Consider the following 19515-nt stretch of genomic DNA (forward strand, 5'->3'; position numbering starts at 1 on the left):
TGTACAAACCGTGTGCACGGAGCAAGTTTTCCGGCCGGGAGCTCGACCGTAGTCGGCCAGCGGTTCGAGCCTTGGTAGTTACCTATTGGCGAATACAATTGACCATGGGCGCGATCATTTCAGTGACTCTAATACTCCAGCGCGACTTCGTGATCGATGCTGGTTGATGAGGTCATGTGGTGGGTCGGCCGCAGCATTTCTTGTATTTGGTGGTGGATCCGCACCAGCATGGCGTGTTTCGTGGTGGTGGCCAGCTGATGGCATGGCCTTCGGCGATGATCTCGTTGATGCAGGCCAGACGGGTGTCGGAGTCGGTGGGGTCGCTGCCGGTGCGGGTGGTGTAGTCGAGGAGCTTGGCGACGGTGAGGGGCACCATGGTGATACGGGGGACGCCGGAGTCGGCCAGATCGCGGTTGGCTTTCTCCCGTTCGGCGATGGTGGCGTCGGCGTCAATAGTTTCGACCAGCTGCGGCCAGGTTTCGTGCGCGCTGGGAATTTCCGGGCGGGGCCAGAACAGCACCCGCATTTCACGCGGTGGCATGGGTGGGGTTGCCGTGCGGGTGAATTCGTCGGCGGCCTCGGCCAGGGAAGCGACCGAGTCATCGAGGTCGTCGGAGGGTATTTCCAGCGCTCGGCGGACGCGGCGGCGGCCGGCCAGGACGTGATTGGCGTAGCAGAGAAAGCCTAGTTCGGTGTCGCGTTCGGCCATCTCGTCGTCTGACAGCCGCGAGGTGGCTATGTTGAACCACGTCAGCGCCTGCTGTAGGTCACCGCGTTCTTCCAGCAGTTCGGCGGCCATGTGATACGGGGCAGCGGAGTCGATCCGGTCTTGTCGCAGCGCGTCCAGCTGGGCGTTCGCGTCGGCATCGCGGTCGAGGTCGAACAGGATTTCCGCCAGCGTGACCCGGGCGTTGCCGCCGTCCTCACCACCCAGATCGATCCCTTGGCGCAGCAGGTCGATGGCGCGGTCGTGGTCTGCGGCGTGCCACCATTGCACGGCGGCTTCGAGCAGGATTTCACCGCGCTGGTCGGGGTAGCGGTCAAGATCGGCTTCCAGTTCGGCAGCCAGCGTCGCCGGTCGAGTGGTCACCCGGGCACTGTAGTTGCCGCGCCGCGCCGGCGGTAGTGACAGACCCGGGCCCGATGCTGACGCCGGCGCCGCCAGTTCGACCAGTGCAGTCGGTCGATCATCACGCGAGCGGGCGTCACCACCAACACCGTGAACAAGTGACGGATCTCGTTGCGGGTGAAGGGGATCCGATCCGTTGGTGCAGGGCTGAGGGCATGCTCGGCGGCGACGACGGTAAGGAAGGCGTGGGCGAGCATAGCCAGCAGCGTCCAGCGGTGCCAGGACCGCCACCCCCGCACCTGGTGCTGGTCCAGCCCGGTCAGCGTCTTGGCGGTCTGGAAATTCTCCTCCGTCGACCACCGACGTCCGGCCACTTTCACCAACCGGGCCAAGGCGACCGGTTGCGGGTTCCAGCAGCGGTAATAGGCCAGTTCCCCGGTGCGCTGGTTGCGGCGGATCATCAGCCACCGGCACCCGGGCACGGCGTCGTCGTTATCGGTTCCGATCTCGATCCAGGCCCAGTCGTAGACGCGGGGCCCTTTGGCACCGTCACCAGCCGACAGCGACTGCCAGGCCCGCTTCGGCAGTGCACGAGCAAGGACGTCAGCGCGGACACGGCCGGTCGCGGTCGTGACGCGATGGTCACAGGAGACAGCGAAAACATAACCAGTGCCGCGGAATTCGAGCTCACCACGCAGTCTCGGATCACCACCGTAAACCTCATCCCCGGTCACCCACGGTGCGGGGACACCGGCATCGAGAGCACCGATGATCAATCGTTTCGCCAGGGCAGGCTTGGTCGCGAACCGCACATCGGCCGGCACCCCGGCCTGCGTGCAGCGGTCCGGGTCACTCGTCCACGACTTCGGCAAATACAAGGCGCGGTCGATGAACGCGTGCCCGGCACGAGTGGCGTAGGTGAGATAGACAGCGACCTGGCTGTTTTCGATCCTGCCGGCCGTACCGGTGTACTGGCGCTGCACCCCGACAGTGTGCACACCCTTCTTGAGATCGCCTGTCTCGTCCACCACGAGCGTCGCATCAGTGTCGCCCAGATGCTCGATCACATAGTCGCGCAGGTCATCTCGTAGACCGTCCTCATCCACTACAGCCGCCGACAGTAGATGCTGCATCCGACCCGGGGCGGTTCAGTCCCGCCGCCACCACGTCCGGCGAAATTCGGACATTGTCCTCGCTGCCGACGACGGCCTCCAGCACCGGCCAACCCGGCCACAACAGCGCGCACGAGCCGACAGCCCAGCGTGACGCCATCCAGCCCGCTACGACACTGCCCGATCGGGATCGGTTGCGCCGCAGCCATTCCGGCGGTCCCGCGTGGGTATCCCCGGTGATTACGTCGCGGATGCACGGGTAGTACGTCGGCGTGAAGCGGGACCCATCGCAACCCGTTCCATGACCGAAAACCCAACCGTCCGAGGAGGATTCATGACGGCAGATCCGAACAATCCAGGCCAGTTCGGCAACCGCAGCGACACCGAGGAACAGGCCAGCCGCGGTGGTCACGCCAGCACCGGCAGCTTCGGCGAGAAGAACGCCGCCGACCCCCACGAAGCCGGCCGCAAGGGCGCCGAAGCGCAACCGACCGAGGCGAAGGCCGAAGGCGGCCAGCACAGCCACGGCGGCCACTGAGTACGCGAACCCCGCGTTCCGGGCGGCTGGTCGCCGCCCGGAACAGCCGCGTTACCGGTTCGGCACCCGGCCCGTTAACCGCAAAAAGCGCGCACTCAGTCGGCGTGGTGTCCGCCGGCGAAGGACACAAGATCGTCGCGGCTGGTGTGTGGTCGGGTTTCGGTGCCATCCTGGGGATGCCGGTCGAGTAGCCGACGTCTCGCAGGGCCGGACAACGAGGTCCGGCCCGTGCCGCAGGTCAGACCATGCTCCTGCCCGCCATCGCTGCCTACATGTGGCCGGTGGTCGCCTGGCCGTCGTGGTGGAGATGGGCGGTGAGCAGCAGGTGGTCGAACTGGCTGCGGCTGGCCGCGGTGCCCGAGGGCAGGGTGTGGAGTTCGGCGAGGAGGTGGCCGGCCAGGTCCCGCAGTTTCATGTTCGTCTCCTGCGATCGCCAGCGCAGGACGTCGAAGGCACGGTCGGAGTCGATGCGGTACACGTACATCAGGATTCCCTTGACCTGCTCGATCACCGCGCGGGCCTCGACCACCTCCGGCAGCGTGTCGGTCAGGGTCTCACGCCGCTGCTCGGCGAGGGTGTCGGTGACGTCGATGTAGTAGCCTGCGGTCCCCACCAGCGTGCCGGTGTCGTCGAGGATCCGGTCCGCCACCACGATCACGTGATGCACGACGCCGGTGGTGTCGAGGAACCGGTGCCGGGAGGAGAACGGTTCGCCGGTGTCCAGGGACCGGGCGATGGTCTCGGCGACCTGGGCCCGGTCGTCGGGATGCTTGTGCGCCAGCAGCAACTCCGTGGTCGGTTCCACGGCATCGGGCTGGTAGCCGTGCATGCGGGCGACCTCGTCGGACCATTCCCAGCGTTGCTCGTCGAACCAGAAGCTGAAACTGCCCACCGCCTGCGGGCGGCCCGCCGCGATGATCTCTGCGGCCCGGCCCGGAATCGCACCGGTGGAATCTTGCGTGTCCGTCACGCACCCATTATCGGACACCCACACGTCGCACCTCCGCCACCACCCAACCTGCGGCACGGTGGAGATCGATCGTGCCACAGCACAGTTCCGGAGAAAGTCGACGCGGCCGCCGCTGTCGCGCAGGGGTCAACGGGGTTGAAACTATGCTGTATGGCTATTCGGTCGTCGCCGGGCAGGTTAAGAAAGCAGCCTGCCCGGTCTGTCCTGCCCCGAGCGGATCGGGGGTACCGGGCTTTCGGCCGGTCAGGCCGATTGCGGCAGCGGTACGTCCAGGGCCTGGCTGCGCAGCGTGGTCAGCAGCCGGGAAACCTTGGATCTCAGGGATACCCGGACGGGCCGCGATCTCGGTGCCGATCCTGGCATTCTGGACAGGTCTGGCAGGCATCACCGGACCGGGCGGTTCGGTGGAGGTACCAAGACGATGGTCGCGAAACGGGTCACGACTGCGGCCGGTGTCGACCTCTCGGTCGAGATCGCCGGCGTCGGCGCACCGCTGATTCTCGTTGCCGGGGGCGGGAGGGATCCGTTCGATGTGGGATCCGATCCGGCCGGCCGGATCTGACCTCGATCCGTCGATCGGTGCGGTACGACCTGCGCGGCTGCGGCGCATCCAGGGATCGGACCACCAGCGCGTTTCGTCATGCCGACGATCTGGCCGCAATGCTCGATGGGCTCGGGATCGAGCGAGCCGCTGTCGCTGGGGTCTCGATGGGCGGGCGGATCGCGCTCGATTTCGCTCTCGACCATCCAGGCCGGGCCGACCCGTTGATCCTGATCAGCCCGAACCTGGCCGACTGGGACTGGTCACCGGACTGGCAGCGCCGCTGGCAGCAGCTCACCGCGGCGGCAGACGCCGGACCGCTCGACCGGGCCCGCGACCTGTGGTGGCATCACCCGCTGTTCGCTACGGCCCGGCGCGACCCCGCCGTGGCGGCGCGTCTGAAGGCCCACATCGCAGATGACAACTGCCGGGCCTGGCTCGAAGCGGATCGGTGATTGGATCCTCTTCCGGCGCGCTCGTCGCGCCTGGCACTCAATGGCGTTCTAGACTCTTTTCCTTTCGCCCGACCGGCACGCGGCCAGCGACTCGGCAGGACCGAGGCCTGGGCCCGGATCGCGGGGCGGTCCCCCGCGGCGGGTGTTCGGCGACGCGATCGTGTTCAGGCAGGTGTCCCGCGCGCCATCCAGACGCACACCGGGACGAATCCATCGGAGCTGGCCTGGCTCAGCCATCGTGGTCCGCGGTCGCGGGACTCGGTGGCAGGTACAGATCGGAACAGAGCTGCCGGTATTCCTCGCGGTAGCGCGCGTAGTGTCCGCCGCCGTGTTCGGTGGGCACCAGCAACGACACCCGCCCCCGGCGGGCAACATTTCAAACGCCGACCTGCACCACACCTTGACCAGCACACTGGGCTCCACATATCGACCACCCGCCACCAGCGCGCAGATCGTCGGTGCAGCCGCACGGACGATCGCGGTCAGCGGGCCGGATGTACTGCATAAGATCGGTTCCGGCAGCCGCGCACCGCTGATCCGGAACGGGATCACCATCCGGTCACCGACCGGCAGGCCGGTCACCTCCGATCCGACCTCGTGACGAATCCGATGGGGTCGTGGCCGAGGACGTCACCGGGGTTCCGGTATGCACCAGCACCTCGTACAGATGCAGGTCGGAGCCGCAGATTCCGGACGCGGCGATCTCGATGATCGCATCCGTCACTTTCTCGATGCGTGGATCGGGGAGGTCGGTCACTTCGACCTGCCGATGGCCTTGCCAGGTCACTGCTTTCACTGTTTCCCCTGTCTCACAATGGCTCTCGCACGATTCACAGGATGGGCCGGCCGCCGGTGACCGGGACGCGGGCACCGGAGATGTAGCTGCTGTCGTCGCCGGCGAGCAGGACGTATACCGGGGCGAGTTCGGCGGGTTGCCCGGCGCGGCCCAGCGGGGTGTCGTCGCCGAAGGACTCGACTTTCTCCGGTGGCATCGTCGACGGGATCAGCGGTGTCCAGATCGGTCCGGGTGCCACACTGTTGACGCGAATCCCCTTGGGGCCCAGCAACTGGGCCAGGCTGGCCGACAGGTTCGCGATAGCGGCCTTGCTCGCGGCGTAGGGGGCCAGTGTCGGCGAGGGCATATCGGAGTTCACCGAGGAGCTTCCGATGATCGACGACCCGGGGGCCATGTGCGGCAGTGCGGCTTTGACCAGGGCGAAATAGGCGCCGACGTTGGTGCGGAAGGTGTAGTCGAATTCCTCGTCGCTGATCTCCTCCACCGTGTCGTGGGTCATCTGGTAGGCGGCGTTGCTGACGAGGATGTCGACCTTCCCGAAGGTGTCGACGGTGGCGTCGATGATCCGTCGGCAGTGCTCGGGTCGGGAGATGTCGCCGTCGACCAGGACGGCGTCGCGGCCGGCTGCGGACACCCAGTCCGCGGTCTGCTGCGCGTCCTCGTGCTCGTCGAGGTAGGAGATGACCACGTCGGCGCCTTCGCGGGCGAAGGCAATGGCCACCGCGCGGCCGATGCCGCTGTCGGCGCCGGTGATCACCGCGGTCTTCCCGGTGAGTTTTCCCGATCCACGGTAGCTCAGCTCACCGCAATCCGGCGGCGGTTCCATCACCGATTGCGTACCGGGGACATTCTGCTGTTGGCGGGTGAAACCCATGTTCTTCCCTTTCTGGGCATACATCGACATCTCGGCGCGGCGGCAGAGATCGTGTCGGGTCAGATGTCGTCGACGGGCCTCTGCCCTTCGTTTCCAGTGATCTGGTCCGGCGGGGTACTACGGCCCGGCCGTCGACGCCGGACGACCACGACGGCCACCAGGACCGCGATCACGATCAGCGCGAACAGAAATTCCATACCCGGCGACTACCCCGGCTTCCGGTGATCATCGGATCCGGGAGGCGACAACTCGAATCGGTGCGGCGGGGTAGACGCCGACCGGTACGCGGTGGTGTGTCCGGGGCAGGATCGGCCGGTCCGCCTCCACCAGCGCGGTCGTCACGGCCGGGATCACCGTCCGCACATCGCGTTCGACAAACCCAGACGCCGCGAGCGCTCGCGATACACCGTCCGTCTGCCTGAATTCGACCTCGGTCCGGCGCCCACCACCGGACACGAGCACGACGCGCCCGAACCGCGACTGGCTCACGAGCAGGGACGCTGTTATGGGACGGTTCGTCCGTCGCAATAATTGCGCTCCGCAAGCGGGCGAACAGGTGTCAGATCCGGAATTCCGCCGCGCTGGCCGCGATGGTCATGCCGTGACCGCAGTCGCCGTGCTCGCCCGCGCGCGGCAGCAGGCCGTCGGCGACCTCGGGGACGCCGTCGACGAGCAGCGGCTCGAGCCGGGCGTGGTCGATGAACCATTCCACGTGCCGGAGGTTGGGCACGGCCGCGGCGACCGGGGCGTGCAGTGCGGGTGCGCAGTGGGCGGAGACCTCGAGGCCGTGTGCGGCGGCCAGTGCGGCGCATTCCAGGAATCCGCTGTAGCCGCCGCAGCGGGTGACGTCCAGTTGCAGGCAGTCCACCACGTCGAGCAGGGCCGTGGCGCCCATCGGATCGGAGATGTATTCGCCTGCGGCGACATCACATTCGACACCGTCGCGGACCACCGCCAGGCCCGCGGGGTCGTCGCTGCGCACCGGTTCCTCGAACCAGGTGACCCCCAGTTCGTCCAGGGTGGCCCCGATCCGCCGGGCGTGCCCGGTGGGGTAGGCGCCGTTGGCGTCGACCATGAGTTCGGCCCGGCCGGTGACGAGGTCGGAGGCCCGCACCAGGCGGTCGAGGTCGCGGGCGGTGTCGCGGCCGATCTTGATCTTGACCGCGGTACAGCCTGCGGTCAGCCAGGAGGTGATCTGTTCGTCGAGATCCTCGTCGGGCAGATTGGTGAAGCCGCCGGAGCCGTAGACCGGCGCCGCCGCGCGCACGCCCCCCAGCAGCCGGGCCAGTGAGGTGTCCAGCAGCCGTGCCTTCAGGTCCCACAACGCGATGTCGACGGCGCTGAGCGCCTGCGCGACGACTCCGGTGGTGCCGAAATTGCGGCAGGCCCGGCGCATTTCGAGCCGGCACTGCGGAATGTCCCAGGGTGCGCGGCCGATCAGGATCGGCAGCAGTTCGTCCCGGATGATCGCGGCCGCTGCGGGGGCGCTGTAGGTCCAGCCCAGCCCGGTGCGGCCGCCGGCGGCGAGCCGCACCATGACGGCGGTGGTCGAGGTCCAGGCCAGGGTGCCGTCGGATTCCGGCCCGGGCGTCGGAAACCGGTACACCGCAACCGAACCCGGCTCCTCGAGCCGGACCTCCCGCGAGGTCATCGCGCACCTCCCGACAGGGCATCGGCCAGGATCTCCGCGAGATGCCGAGGCTGCGCCTGCGGGTACAGCTGACGGATCTGGGTGCGGCAGCTGAAACCGTCGACCGAGAGCAGCGTGCCGGGCGCGCGTTCGCGCAGCGCCGGCAGCAGGGCGTCCTCGGCGCAGGCCACCGACACCTCGTAGTGGCCGCGTTCGAAGCCGAAATTGCCTGCCATACCGCAACATCCGGCGTCGAGTACGGTGACGTCGGCGCCGGTGGCGGCCAGTAGTTCGCGATCGGCATCGGTGCCGAGGATCGCGTGCTGATGGCAGTGCGGCTGCATCAGCACGGGAGCGTCGATCCGGGGTGGCCGCCAGTCCGGCGCTCGTTCGGCCAGCAGTTCGGCGAGGGTGCGGGTCTGCCCGGCCAGCCGGTGCGCGTCCTCGTCGCCGGCCAGCAGTTCCGGCAGATCGGAGCGGAATACCGCGGCGCAGCTGGGTTCGAGCACCAGTACCGGTGTGCCGGAACGCAAGTGCGGCCGGAGCTGCCGCAGGGTCCGGCGCAGCACCCGCTCGGCGGTGACGAGTTGCCCGGTGGAGATCCAGGTCAGACCGCAGCACACCGTGCGTGTCGGCAGTTCGACCCGGAACCCGGCGGCGGTGAGCACGCGCACCGCGGCCGCGGCGATGGCGGGTTCGAAGTTGTTGCTGAAGGTGTCCGGCCACAACAGCACCGGGCCCCGGGTCCCGGGATCGGCCGGACCGGTGAAGTCGCGGGTGAATCGTCGGCCGAACTGTGGCAATTCGCGGCGGGGATCGGCGCCGGCGGCGCGCGCGGCCAGCCGGCGCAGTCCGGGGGTCCGGGTCACCGCGTTGGCGACCGGCGCGATCGTGGTGGCGAGCCTGGCCCACAACGGGATCCAGCCCATCGTGTAGTGCGACAGCGGGCGCAGCCGGTGCCGGAAGTGGTGGGACAGGAATTCCGCCTTGTAGGTGGCCATGTCCACGCCGACCGGGCAGTCGCTGCGACATCCCTTGCAGGCCAGGCACAGATCCAGTGCCTCGTGCACCTCGCGGGAGCGCCAGCCGCCGGAGACGACCGAGCCGTCCAGCATCTCGAACAACAGCCGGGCCCGGCCCCGGGTCGAATGGGTCTCCTCGCGGGTCGCGCGGTAGCTCGGGCACATCACGCCGCCGTGGTCGCTGCGGCATTTGCCGACGCCGACGCAGCGGGCGGCGGCCCGGCTGAAGCGGTGATCGTCGCCGGGATAGGCGAAGTGGGTGTCCGGTTCCCAGGGCCGGTAGTCCACGCCCTGGCGCAGATCGCCGTCCAGCGGACGCGGGTCGACGACCTTGCCCGGATTCATCCGGTTGGCCGGGTCGAACAACTGCTTCACCTCGCCGAAGGCGCGAACCACGGTGTCGCCGAACATGATCGGCAGCAGCTCGCCGCGCGATTGGCCGTCGCCGTGCTCGCCGGACAGCGATCCGCCGTAGCCGGCGACCAGCCGCGCCGCCTCCTGCGCGAACTTCCGGTAGTTCGCGATCCCGGCCGCGGTGCGCAGGTCGAACGGGATCCGGGTGTGTACGCAGCCGTGCCCGAAATGGCCGTAGAGCGAGCTGGATTCGTAGCCGAACGAGTCCAGCAGGCGCTCGAAGTCGCGCAGATAGTCGCCGAGCCGGTCCGGTGGCACCGCGGCGTCCTCCCAGCCCTCGTGAGTCTCGGCGCCGTCCGGTGGGTAGGCCGTGGCACCCAGGCCCGCCTCGCGCGCGGCCCAGATCTCGGCCTCGCGGTCTGCGTCGTCGACCAGGATCGCGGTCGCGCCGGCGTGCGAGCTCAGATCCGACATCAGCTCGTGGGCGCGGTGATCGGCCCGCTCCCGATCGTCGCCGTCGAATTGCACCATCAGCCAGGCTTTTCCATCCGGTAACTGCGCAATCGCGCGATCTGCCAGGTGTTTCGTGTGTTCGAGTTCGACCAGCCGGTGATCCAGGCCCTCCAGGGCGGCCGGGTGATGCTCCAGCACCTGCGGGACCGCGTCGGCCGCCTGGTAGACGTCCGGGAAGCCCAGTACGGCCAGCGATTTCGCGGCCGGGATCGGCACCAGGGTGATCTCGGCGCGCAGCACGGTCACCAGCGTGCTCTCGCTGCCGACCAGAAATTTGGCGAGATCGAAACCCTGCTCGGGCAGCAGCGAATCCAGGTTGTAGCCGGACACCCGGCGCGGGATGTCCGGGTAGGCCGCGCGGATGTCCTCGGCGTAGCGGTCGCGCAGCGCGCGTAACTGTTCGACCAGACGGATCAGGTCCGGATCAGCGGCCGGTCCCGGATCGCCGGCGCCGACCCAGCCGCGTACGCCGCCGTAGGTGAGGATCTCCAGCCGCCGCACCGAATCGACCATTTTGCCGTAGGCCTGTGCGGTGGATCCGCAGCTGTTGTTGCCGATCATGCCGCCGATGGTGCAACTGACGTGGGTCGAGGGTTTCGGCCCGACCATCAGGCCGAACGGCTCCAGATGGCGGTTGAGCCGATCCAGCGCGATACCGGGTTCCACCACGACCGTGCGCGCCTGCGTGTCCACCCCGATCACGTTGTGGCAGTATTTGGTCCAGTCGATGACGACGGCCGTATTGCAGCACTGCCCGGCCAGGCTCGTGCCGCCGCCGCGGGACAGCACCGGTACGTCGTGGTCGCGGCACACGCCGACGGCGGCCACCGCGGCCTCGACCGTCCGGGGCACCACGACGCCGAGTGGGACCGCGCGATAGTTGGATCCGTCGGTCGAGTACGCCGCCCGGGTCCCGGAATCGAACCGCACCTCACCGTCGACGACGGCGGCCAGGCCGGCCCGCACCGATTCCAGCGACTGCAACCGATTCGTGGTCTTCGGGCCACGCGGCGGCATCGGGTCCGGCAGATCGACGGCCCGAGTGGACGGTACGGAATCGGAACGTGTCATGACCTGGCCCTTCGTGCGAGGTGAATCCCGGGAATGTGCGGCGACTACCCCGTCCGGACCGTCACACACACCTTGATTGGGTGCGCACCGGCCGGGTATCCGCCCGCTCGACACGAGCAATGGACCGGACGGGAGACGGAATGACACAGCAAGTGGGCGACTATGTCCTGCAGCGCCTGCGGGAGTGGGGTGTCCGGCAGGTGTTCGGCTACCCCGGCGACGGCATCAACGGTTTGATCGCGGCCTTCGGACGGGCCGACGAGGGTCCGGCCTTCGTCCAGGCGCGCCACGAGGAGATGGCGGCGTTCGAGGCGACCGGCTACGCGAAGTTCAGCGGCGAGGTCGGGGTGTGCGCGGCGACGTCCGGTCCGGGCGCGATCCACCTGCTGAACGGGTTGTACGACGCCAAACTGGACCATGTGCCGGTGGTCGCGATCGTCGGCCAGACCGCGCGCAGCGCGATGGGCGGCAGTTATCAGCAGGAGGTCGATCTCCAGTCGCTGTTCAAGGATGTGGCCAGCGAGTACCTCGTCGAGGTGAACGTCGCCAGCCAGCTGCCCAACGCACTGGACCGCGCCTTCCGCATCGCCCGCGCACGCCGCGCGCCGACCGCGGTGATCGTCCCGTCGGATCTGCAGGAGGAGCCGTATCGGCCGCCGGAACACGCCTTCAAACAGGTGCCGTCGAGCCCGCCGCAGGTGATGCACCCGACGGTGGTGCCCGCCCGGTCCGAGATCGAGCGCGCCGCCGCGGTGCTCAACGCCGGATCGAAGGTGGCGATCCTGATCGGCCAGGGCGCGCGCGACGCCGCGGATCTGGTGGTGGAGGTCGCGGACCTCACCGGCGCGGGTGTGGCGAAGGCGTTGCTGGGCAAGGATGTGCTCGCCGATGATCTGCCGTTCGTGACCGGGTCGATCGGCCTGCTGGGTACCCGTCCCAGCTACGAGATGATGCGTGACTGCGACACGCTGCTGATGATCGGGTCGAGCTTCCCCTACACCCAGTTCCTGCCCGATCTGGATCAGGCCCGCGCCGTCCAGATCGATATCGACGGCGCCATGATCGGGATGCGCTACCCGGCCGAGGTGACCTTGATCGGCGACGCGAAAGCCACTCTGACGGAACTGATTCCGTTGCTGGTCGGTAAGTCCGACGGGGCCTGGCGCGAGACGATCGAGGCGAACGTCCGACGCTGGTGGGACACCGTCGAACGGCAGTCGATGCTCGAGGCGAGACCGGTCAACCCGATGCGGGTGGTGTGGGAACTGTCGCGCTGTATCCCCGAGAACGCCATCGTCACCGCCGACTCCGGCTCGTCCACCAACTGGTATGCCCGCTGCCTGCGCTTCCACGGCCGGATGCGCGGATCGCTGTCGGGCACGCTGGCCACGATGGGTCCCGGTGTGCCGTACGCGATCGGCGCGAAGTTCGCCCACCCGGACCGGCCGGCGGTCGCCCTGGTCGGCGACGGCGCCATGCAGATGAACGGCCTCGCCGAACTGCTGACCATCGCGCGCTATCGCGACCGGTGGAGCGATCCGCGGCTGGTGATCTGCGTCTTCCACAACAACGATCTCAACCAGGTCACCTGGGAGTTGCGCGCGATGGGTGGCGCGCCGAAATTCGAAGAGTCGCAATCTCTTCCGGATATCTCGTACGCGGACGTCGCGCGCGGTTTCGGCGTGCCGTCGATCGCCGTCGACCATCCGGACCAGCTCGCCGACGCCTGGCAGCAGGCCTTCGCCGCCGACGGGCCGATGCTGCTGGATGTGCGCTGCGATCCGGAGGTCCCGCCGATCCCGCCCCACGCCACCTGGGATCAGATGGAATCGACCGCCGCCGCGGTGCTGCACGGCGACCCCGATGCCTGGCATCTGATGGTCCAGGGCGCGAAAACCAAGGCACAGGAATTCGTCACCGCGGTCCGGCACTGACGGACGCATTGCGGTCCGGCACCGGCCGTCGGTTCCGCGGCCGGCACCGACGACCGGTGCCGGCGGCCGGTCGGCACAGTAGCTGGCCGCCGAAGTACCCACCGGCACAACGTAATCGGCACGAGCACCCACCCGGCAGCAAGGAGCGGCGCGATGCGATATGTCGACCGTACGGTCGTCGAGAGCGTGATCTGGTGGCCGGTGTTCGTCGTCACCTGGCTGGCGACCCTCACTGCGGTCACCGCGCAGGAACTGCTCGCCGCCGCGCTGTTCGCGGTGCCGTGCGCGGTGCTCGCGCCCCGGCTGCGCAGACTCGTGCGGGGGCGCTGGTGCCCTCCGGCGGAGCTGCCGCAGCTCGCGGCGGCGACGCTGCCGGCTGTCGCGTCCGATACCGTGGGTGCGCTGCGGCTGGCCACCGGTCGGCGGCCGCCGACCGGCCGGTTCGAGCCGATCCCGCTTCCGGCCGAGCCGGACGCGGCCCGCCGCGATGGCCGGGAGGCGTTCACCACGCTGCTGGTCACCTCGACACCGGGGGCGATGGTGGTGCACGCGGATCGGCGGCGGCTGATCACTCACACCCTGCCGGTGCGCCGGACCCGGTTGCATCGCATGCTGCGATCGGCCGGTATCCGATGATCCAGACCGGGATCTGGTCCGTCGCCACCGCGGCACTGCTGGTGGGGGCGGTGCCGCCGGGGGCGCTGCTGGCCGCCCGGGGGCCTGCCGCGCACCGGCTGATCGGATTGCAGCTGATCGGTTCGGTGGTCCCGCTGGCGCTGGTGACCCTCTCGCTGGCCGTGCGGCGGCCGGACTACCTGATCGTGCCGCTGGTCCTGGTACTGCTGTCCTTCGCGGGCACCCTAGTGTTCACGCGGTTGATCGATCCGTCCGATGACGGGCCCGGGTGAGGTCGCCGCGGCCGCGCTGGCGGGCCTGTCCACCGCCTCCGCGGTCGTGGCCGCCCTCGGGGCGCTACGGCCCCGCGATCCCTACAGCCGGATGCACTACACCACCATCGTCAGTTCGCTGTCCGGGCCGCTGCTGGCGCTCGCGACCGTGGCTTCCTGCGGGTTCGGCGCCACCGCCGCCACTGTGGTCGCGACGGTGCTCGCGCTGGCGTTCACCAACCCGGTCCTGACCACCGCGATCGCCGAACTCTGTGCGCGCGACCGGGATTGGGCCGGGATCGGGCCGCCCGACGAACGGAACTCCTCGTGATCGCTCTCCTCGCCGTCGTCCTCGTCCTGGTCGCGCTCGTGGCCACAATTCTGGTGGGCACCGACGATCCGCAGCGGCAGTCGGTGCTGCTGTCCGTGTACGGCGTACTGCTGGCCCTGCTGTTCCTGCTGCTCGGCGCGCCGGACGTCGCGCTGTCCCAGATCGCCGTCGGCACCGCGGTGGTGCCGCTGATGGTGCTTCTCACCGTCCGGGCGATCCGGAAGCGGTGGACTCGGTGAGCCGACGTACACGGATGGTCGTGTTCGTCCTCGGCGCTGCCGGGGTGGCGGTGCTGTTCGTGCTCGCCGTGCTGCGGACCCCGGGCTTCGGCGAAGACCGGCATCCCTACCGGGATGCGGCCATCGACGCGGCGCTACGGCAGCGCACCCCGAATGTGGTGTCGTCGCTCAACTTCGATCAGCGCGGCTTCGACAGCGTCGGGGAGGAGGCCATCTTGGTCGCCGCGGTGATCGGTGCCGCGACCTTGCTGCGCCGCTGGTCCGACCCGGCCGAGGCCGATGAGCCCCGGCCGGTGCCCGCGGTGACCCGGCTCGCGGGCTACGTCCTGCTGCCGGTGACGCTGCTCATCGGCGCCGATGTGGTGGTTCACGGCCACCTGACCCCCGGCGGCGGGTTCCAGGGCGGCGTCGTGCTCGCGACCGGGTTGCACCTGCTGTACATCGCCGGTGACTACCGGGCGCTGGTGCGCGCCCGGCCGCTGGACTGGTACGAGTTCGGCGAGGCCGCCGGCTTGGGTGCGGTGGTGCTGCTCGGCGTGGCCAGCGTGCTGCGCGGCGCGGGTTTCCTCGCGAACATCCTGCCGCTGGGCACTTCCGGGCAGTTGCTGTCCGCCGGTGTGGTGCCGCTGTTCAGCTGCGCGATCGGACTCGCGGTCAGCTGCGGCGTGGTCGTCCTGCTCGCGCAGTTCCTCGCGCAGTATCTGCCGACGAAAGGTGACTCCGCATGACCCTGTTCCCGTATCTGGTGGCCGGCTGGATACTGCTGGCCGGCATCTACGGCGTCGTGCGCAGCCGGCATTTGGTGCACACCGTCGTATGCGTCTCGATCGCGCAATCGAGCACCTACGTGCTGCTGCTGGCCATCGGCTATCAGCGCCACGCCACCGCGCCGATCTTCGGGCCGGCGAACCCGCCGGACAGCCCGGTGGTCGACCCCGTGGTGCAGGCGATGACGCTGACCGACATCGTCGTGTCCGCGACCGTGACCGCGCTGCTGCTGGCCCTGGTCATCCTCGTCGCCAAGCGGCACGGGACCGTGGTGCCGGACCGGCTGCACGCGCTGCGTGGTTGATGGGCGCGCTGCCGGCCCTGGTCGTCGTGTGGCCGATCGCCGGGGCGTGCGCGCTGCTGGTACTGGGCCGGATCCTGCCCCGGCCGGCTGTAGACGGACTCGCGCTGCTGATCGCGGCGGTGCTGGTCTTCCTGACCGTGCGCCTGCTTGTGGACGCGAACCGTGGTCCGGTGGTGACCTGGGCCGGAAACTGGCAGCCCATGCCGCATCGCACGGTCGGCATCGTGCTGGTGGCCGATCGGTTCGCGGCCGCGCTGGTCGTGCTGATCGCGGGGCTCACCGCGGTCGCGCTGCTGTTCGGCTGGCACTACTTCGACAATCTGCGGGCGCACTATCCGGCCCTGGTCCTGCTGTTCGCGGCCGGCATGTGCGGATTCGCGCTCACCGGTGATCTGTTCGACATGTTCGTCTTCTTCGAATTGATGAGTGTGGCGGCCTACGCGCTGACCGGCCTCGAGATCGAGGACCCCGAATCCGTGCAGGGCGGCCTGAATTTCGGGGTGATCAATTCCCTGGGTGCGTATCTCTGCCTGTTCGGGATCGGCTTGCTCTACGCGCACACCGGGCAACTCGGGCTTGCGCAGCTCGCCGGGGTGCTGGCCGGGCAGCAGCGAGAGACGGTGGTGGTCGTCGCGTTCGCGCTGATCAGCACCGGCTGGCTGGTGAAGGCCGCGGTGACGCCGTTCCATTTCTGGCTCGCCGACGCGCACGCGGTCGCACCGGCGCCGGTCTGTGTGCTGTTCTCCGGGGTGATGGCCCCGCTGGGCGTCTACGGCGTGGCCAGGCTGTACTGGGCCACCTTCACCGTGGCGATACCGAGCGTCGCGGTGCACCGGATGTCGCTGGTCCTGGCCGTGCTGACAATGGTCGTCGGGACAGTCATGTGCATGCTGCAGCGGCATCTCAAGCGGATGCTCGCCTATTCGACCATCGCGCACAGCGGGATGTTCCTGCTCGGCGTGTCGACGCTGTCACCGGCCGGTATCGCCGCCTCGGCGATCTATCTGTGCGGGCACGCGGCGGTGAAGGGCGCGCTGTTCCTGATGGCGGGCGCATTGCTGGCGCACTACGAGTCGCTCGACGAACATCGCCTGTACGGGCGGGCACGCCGGCATCGGCTGCTCGGCGTCCTGTTCGTCACAGCCGCGGTACTGCTGGCCGGATTCCCCTGGTCGGCAACGGGTTTGGGTAAGGCATTGCTGGAAGAGTCCGGGCATTCGGTCGTGCTCGGCGTCCTGGTGATCGCGGTCTCCGCCGGGACCGGTGGGGTGGTGCTACGGGCCGGGCTGCGCATCTTCTGGGGGCTTGGCCGGCGACCGGCCACGGCGGACGACGCCGAGGAGACCACCGGCGCGCGGGAGGAGTCCGATACCGATACACCGCCGGGCCGGACGCCGGCGACGATGCTCACCGCGGTGCTGATGCTGCTGCTCGCGGCCGTCACCCTGGGTCTGCCGGGGGTACTCGGCGCGGGCACCGGATCGGCAGCAGGCGCGTTCTGCGACCCGGCCGGTTATACGGCCCGAGCATTGCACACGGTGCCCGCTGCGCTACCCCCGGCACCGCCGGAGGTCGGCTGGACCGGGATCGGTCTCGGACTGGCCGCGTTGTCCACCACCGCTGCCGTGCTGGTCGCCGTCCTCGGCCTGGCCCGAGTGAGCCGGGCGACCCCGGCCGGGCCAGTCAGAATGCTGCACCGGCTGCACAGCGGACATCTGGGTGACTACTCCGCGTGGCTGGTCACGGGCTGCGCACTGCTCACCGGACTGCTCTGGTTGCCGTGACGTGCACCCCGCCGGCCGGATACGGCACGATCGCGTGGAAGGCGTCCCGTTACGCCTCGGGTTCGTGCCGACGGCCGCAATTTCCGACGCCGCCGGCTGCCATCCGTCGAGCCGCGACACCATCGCTTCGGCGTCCGGGGCGGCACCACCCCCACGGCCATCCGGCACTCATCCAAAACCGGTCGCGTCGGCATCGCACCAACCCGGAACGCGGTGGCGGTCGCGTGCTCCGCACCCGCTGCGGCGCTGCCGAATGACCTGGCATGTCTTCGTTTCGGTACCGAGACCCCGGGTATCCGCTGGGCACGAAGGGCCCGGTACCGCGGCCCCCGCACGTCAGGAGGGACGATGACCGAGAATCGACGGGTCGTGCTGGTGACCGGAGGCAGCGCCGGGATCGGGCGCGCCGCGGTCCGGAGGTTCGCCGCCGACGGAGCCGCGGTCGCGGTGCTGGCCCGGGGGCGGGCCGGGGTGGACGCCGCCGTCGACGAGGTCCGGGCCACTGGTGCCGAGGCGCTGCCCCTGTACGTCGACGTGGCCGATTTCGAGGCCGTCGCCGCCGCCGCTGACCGCGCCGAGGCCGAGCTCGGGCCGATCGACGTCTGGGTCAACTCGGCGTTCGCCTCGGTCTTCGCGCCGTTCGCGCAGATCTCTGCCGCCGAATTCCGGCGGGTCACCGAGGTGACCTATCTGGGCGCGGTGCACGGCACGATGGCCGCGCTGTCCCGGATGCGGCCGCGGGGGCACGGGGTCGTGGTGCAGGTCGGTTCGGCGCTGGGGGAGCGGGCGATTCCGTTGCAGTCGGCTTATTGCGGGGCCAAGCACGCGATCAACGGATTCCTCGAAGCGGTCCGGGTGGAACTGCTGCACGAGCACAGCGGGGTGCACGTCACCATCGTGCAGGCGCCTGCGACCAATACCCCCCAGTTCTCCTGGGTGCTCTCGCGCCTGCCCCGGCATCCGCAGCCGGTGCCGCCGATCTACCAGCCCGAGGTGGTGGCCGACACGATCGTTTTCGCGGCCGCGCATCCATGCCGCAAGCAGTACTGGGTGGGCGCCAGCACGGTCGGCACGATCGTCGGGCAGCGGCTGGTCCCGGCTCTGCTGGATCGCTATCTGGCCCGGACCGGCTACGACTCGCAGCAGACCGGCGACCGCGCCGGCGACCGGCCGTCGAATCTCTGGGAGCCGGTCGACGACGCCGGGCCGGATTTCGGCGCGCACGGCAGTTTCGACACCCGGGCGCACCGGCACAGCCCGCAGGCATGGCTGGCCCGGCAGGTCGAATCCGCGGCCCGGGCCGTGCGCGAGCTCGGGTCCGGGCCACGGCACGATGGTCAACCGGCCGCGGCGGCGGTCGATCCCAGCCGGGCGCGCAGTTCGTCCCGGTAGAAGTCGAGGAAACCGTCCGGATCCGGGCCGGCGCTCTGCAACACCAGGTGGTCGAATCCGGCGTCGCGATACTGTCCGACGGCCCGGACGTAGTCGTCCGGCGCACTGCCACAGGTGAATTGGGCACGGATGTCCTCGGCGCGGACCGTGGCCGAGGCGGCGGCGAAGTTGGCCGGATTCGGTAGTTCGCTCATCACCTTCCAGCCGGTGACGGCCCAGCGCGAGGTGTCCAGGGCCGCCGCCACCGCGGCCTGTTCGTCGGGCGCCCAGGCGACGGGTACCTCCGCGTAGCGCGGGCCGCGCCCGCCGCCGGCGTGGTAGTGCTCGATCAGATCGGCGTCCGGTTCGGTGGCGAACAAGCCGTCACCGAGTTCGGCGGCCAGCCGGGCCGCCGCGGGACCACCCGCGGCCACGGCGATCACCGGCGGTTCGTCGGGCAGGTCGAAGATCCGCGCGTCCGACAAGTGCAGGTATTCGCCCTGATAGGACTGGTAGCCACCGCGCCACAGCAACCGGATGATCTCCAATGCCTCGCGCAGCATACGATGCCGCACCCGGACCGTGTCCGGGAATCCGGCGCCCACCACATGCTCGTTGAGCCGCTCGCCGGAGCCGATGCCGAGGGTGAAGCGCCCCTCGGAGACCAGGGCCACGGTGGCCGCGGCCTGCGCGACGATGGCCGGGTGGTACCGGACCGTCGGGCAGGTGACGCCGGTGGCCAGGCCGATCCGCTCGGTTCTCGCCGCGATCGCGCCGAGCACCGTCCAGGCGAACGGCGAATGGCCCTGATCGTCCAGCCAGGGATGGAAATGATCGCTGATCTCGACGAAATCGAAGCCCGCCGATTCCGCGCGGACGGCCTGCCGGATCAGTTCCGCGGGCCCGAAGCCTTCCGCCGCCAGTTTGTATCCGATCTGCATGGTGACCTCCT

General features: G+C 69.3%; 19 protein-coding genes and 2 pseudogenes. 12 read left to right on the forward strand and 9 right to left on the reverse strand.

The genetic code is table 11. From position 1 onward, the window contains the following. Positions 1 to 172: 172 nt before the first annotated feature. Together G361_RS0102330 and G361_RS41975 are read right to left on the reverse strand one after the other, a co-directional pair. A complete protein-coding gene (locus G361_RS0102330; protein WP_019925440.1) occupies positions 173 to 1090 on the reverse strand; it encodes an SEC-C metal-binding domain-containing protein in 918 nt (305 codons plus the stop codon). Continuing rightward, a pseudogene (locus G361_RS41975) lies at positions 1087 to 2211 on the reverse strand (IS701 family transposase); the annotation flags it as partial. The pseudogene G361_RS41975 and the gene G361_RS0102330, both read right to left, overlap by 4 nt. A gap of 304 nt (positions 2212 to 2515) precedes the next feature. Here G361_RS41975 and G361_RS0102340 point away from each other — a divergent pair. Then, positions 2516 to 2719 (forward strand): hypothetical protein, encoded by a 204-nt coding sequence (locus G361_RS0102340; RefSeq protein ID WP_019925442.1) that lies wholly within the window; start codon positions 2516 to 2518, stop codon positions 2717 to 2719. Between the two features lie 268 nt (positions 2720 to 2987). Here the strand turns inward: G361_RS0102340 and G361_RS0102350 are convergent, their stop codons facing one another. After that, a complete protein-coding gene (locus tag G361_RS0102350; RefSeq protein ID WP_052172714.1) occupies positions 2988 to 3659 on the reverse strand; it encodes a PAS and ANTAR domain-containing protein in 672 nt (223 codons plus the stop codon). 451 nt (positions 3660 to 4110) lie between these two features. On the opposite strand from G361_RS0102350, the gene G361_RS50095 reads away from it, so the two are divergent. Beyond that, positions 4111 to 4251 (forward strand): hypothetical protein, encoded by a 141-nt coding sequence (locus G361_RS50095; protein ID WP_019925444.1) that lies wholly within the window; start codon positions 4111 to 4113, stop codon positions 4249 to 4251. 17 nt (positions 4252 to 4268) lie between these two features. After that, positions 4269 to 4685: an alpha/beta fold hydrolase gene (locus tag G361_RS50100; protein WP_196814394.1), complete on the forward strand. Its 417-nt coding sequence runs from the start codon at positions 4269 to 4271 to the stop codon at positions 4683 to 4685. A 531-nt stretch (positions 4686 to 5216) separates the two neighbouring features. On the opposite strand, the pseudogene G361_RS50680 reads toward G361_RS50100, so the two are convergent. From G361_RS50680 to G361_RS0102395, 5 genes and pseudogenes are all read right to left on the reverse strand, one after another. Continuing rightward, positions 5217 to 5481 (reverse strand): annotated as a pseudogene (locus G361_RS50680) (alcohol dehydrogenase catalytic domain-containing protein); the annotation flags it as partial. Between the two features lie 34 nt (positions 5482 to 5515). Beyond that, positions 5516 to 6355, reverse strand: coding sequence for a glucose 1-dehydrogenase (locus tag G361_RS0102375; protein WP_019925447.1), 840 nt, complete (start codon positions 6353 to 6355; stop codon positions 5516 to 5518). Positions 6356 to 6414: 59 nt separating this feature from the next. Then, positions 6415 to 6552, reverse strand: a complete 138-nt coding sequence (locus G361_RS50105) for a hypothetical protein (RefSeq protein WP_019925448.1) — start codon at positions 6550 to 6552, stop codon at positions 6415 to 6417. 362 nt (positions 6553 to 6914) lie between these two features. Next, on the reverse strand, positions 6915 to 8006 hold the full coding sequence (locus tag G361_RS0102390; RefSeq protein ID WP_019925450.1) for an enolase C-terminal domain-like protein: 1092 nt from the start codon (positions 8004 to 8006) through the stop codon (positions 6915 to 6917). After that, a complete protein-coding gene (locus G361_RS0102395) occupies positions 8003 to 10945 on the reverse strand; it encodes an FAD-binding and (Fe-S)-binding domain-containing protein (RefSeq protein ID WP_019925451.1) in 2943 nt (980 codons plus the stop codon). Before G361_RS0102395 ends, G361_RS0102390 begins: the two co-directional genes overlap by 4 nt. A gap of 140 nt (positions 10946 to 11085) precedes the next feature. On the opposite strand from G361_RS0102395, the gene G361_RS0102400 reads away from it, so the two are divergent. The 9 genes from G361_RS0102400 to G361_RS0102440 all read left to right on the forward strand — a co-directional run bounded on the left by G361_RS0102400 (position 11086) and on the right by G361_RS0102440 (position 18584). Further along, positions 11086 to 12879, forward strand: coding sequence for a thiamine pyrophosphate-requiring protein (locus tag G361_RS0102400; RefSeq protein WP_026342609.1), 1794 nt, complete (start codon positions 11086 to 11088; stop codon positions 12877 to 12879). A gap of 153 nt (positions 12880 to 13032) precedes the next feature. Beyond that, complete coding sequence (locus G361_RS0102405) at positions 13033 to 13515, forward strand: Na+/H+ antiporter subunit E (protein ID WP_019925453.1); 483 nt, start codon at positions 13033 to 13035, stop codon at positions 13513 to 13515. Beyond that, positions 13512 to 13787 (forward strand): monovalent cation/H+ antiporter complex subunit F, encoded by a 276-nt coding sequence (locus G361_RS0102410; protein WP_019925454.1) that lies wholly within the window; start codon positions 13512 to 13514, stop codon positions 13785 to 13787. The genes G361_RS0102405 and G361_RS0102410 overlap by 4 nt, the downstream gene beginning before the upstream one ends. Then, positions 13771 to 14097, forward strand: coding sequence for a monovalent cation/H(+) antiporter subunit G (locus tag G361_RS0102415; RefSeq protein WP_019925455.1), 327 nt, complete (start codon positions 13771 to 13773; stop codon positions 14095 to 14097). Before G361_RS0102410 ends, G361_RS0102415 begins: the two co-directional genes overlap by 17 nt. After that, the gene (locus G361_RS0102420; protein WP_019925456.1) at positions 14094 to 14336 is read left to right on the forward strand and encodes a DUF4040 domain-containing protein; all 243 of its coding nucleotides are present in this window, start codon (positions 14094 to 14096) and stop codon (positions 14334 to 14336) included. Before G361_RS0102415 ends, G361_RS0102420 begins: the two co-directional genes overlap by 4 nt. Next, positions 14333 to 15064, forward strand: a complete 732-nt coding sequence (locus G361_RS0102425) for an MnhB domain-containing protein (protein WP_026342610.1) — start codon at positions 14333 to 14335, stop codon at positions 15062 to 15064. Before G361_RS0102420 ends, G361_RS0102425 begins: the two co-directional genes overlap by 4 nt. Beyond that, positions 15061 to 15408 (forward strand): sodium:proton antiporter, encoded by a 348-nt coding sequence (locus G361_RS0102430; RefSeq protein ID WP_019925458.1) that lies wholly within the window; start codon positions 15061 to 15063, stop codon positions 15406 to 15408. The genes G361_RS0102425 and G361_RS0102430 overlap by 4 nt, the downstream gene beginning before the upstream one ends. Then, positions 15408 to 17192: a complex I subunit 5 family protein gene (locus G361_RS0102435; RefSeq protein ID WP_019925459.1), complete on the forward strand. Its 1785-nt coding sequence runs from the start codon at positions 15408 to 15410 to the stop codon at positions 17190 to 17192. Before G361_RS0102430 ends, G361_RS0102435 begins: the two co-directional genes overlap by 1 nt. A 348-nt stretch (positions 17193 to 17540) precedes the next feature. Beyond that, entirely contained in the window at positions 17541 to 18584 is a 1044-nt protein-coding gene (locus G361_RS0102440; protein ID WP_019925460.1) for an SDR family oxidoreductase, read from the forward strand. On the opposite strand, the gene G361_RS0102445 is transcribed toward G361_RS0102440, so the two are convergent. Beyond that, on the reverse strand, positions 18530 to 19504 hold the full coding sequence (locus G361_RS0102445; protein WP_019925461.1) for a TIGR03557 family F420-dependent LLM class oxidoreductase: 975 nt from the start codon (positions 19502 to 19504) through the stop codon (positions 18530 to 18532). The genes G361_RS0102440 and G361_RS0102445 overlap by 55 nt on opposite strands. Positions 19505 to 19515: the final 11 nt, after the last annotated feature.

The sequence above is a fragment of the Nocardia sp. BMG111209 genome (assembly GCF_000381925.1).
Classification (GTDB): domain Bacteria; phylum Actinomycetota; class Actinomycetes; order Mycobacteriales; family Mycobacteriaceae; genus Nocardia.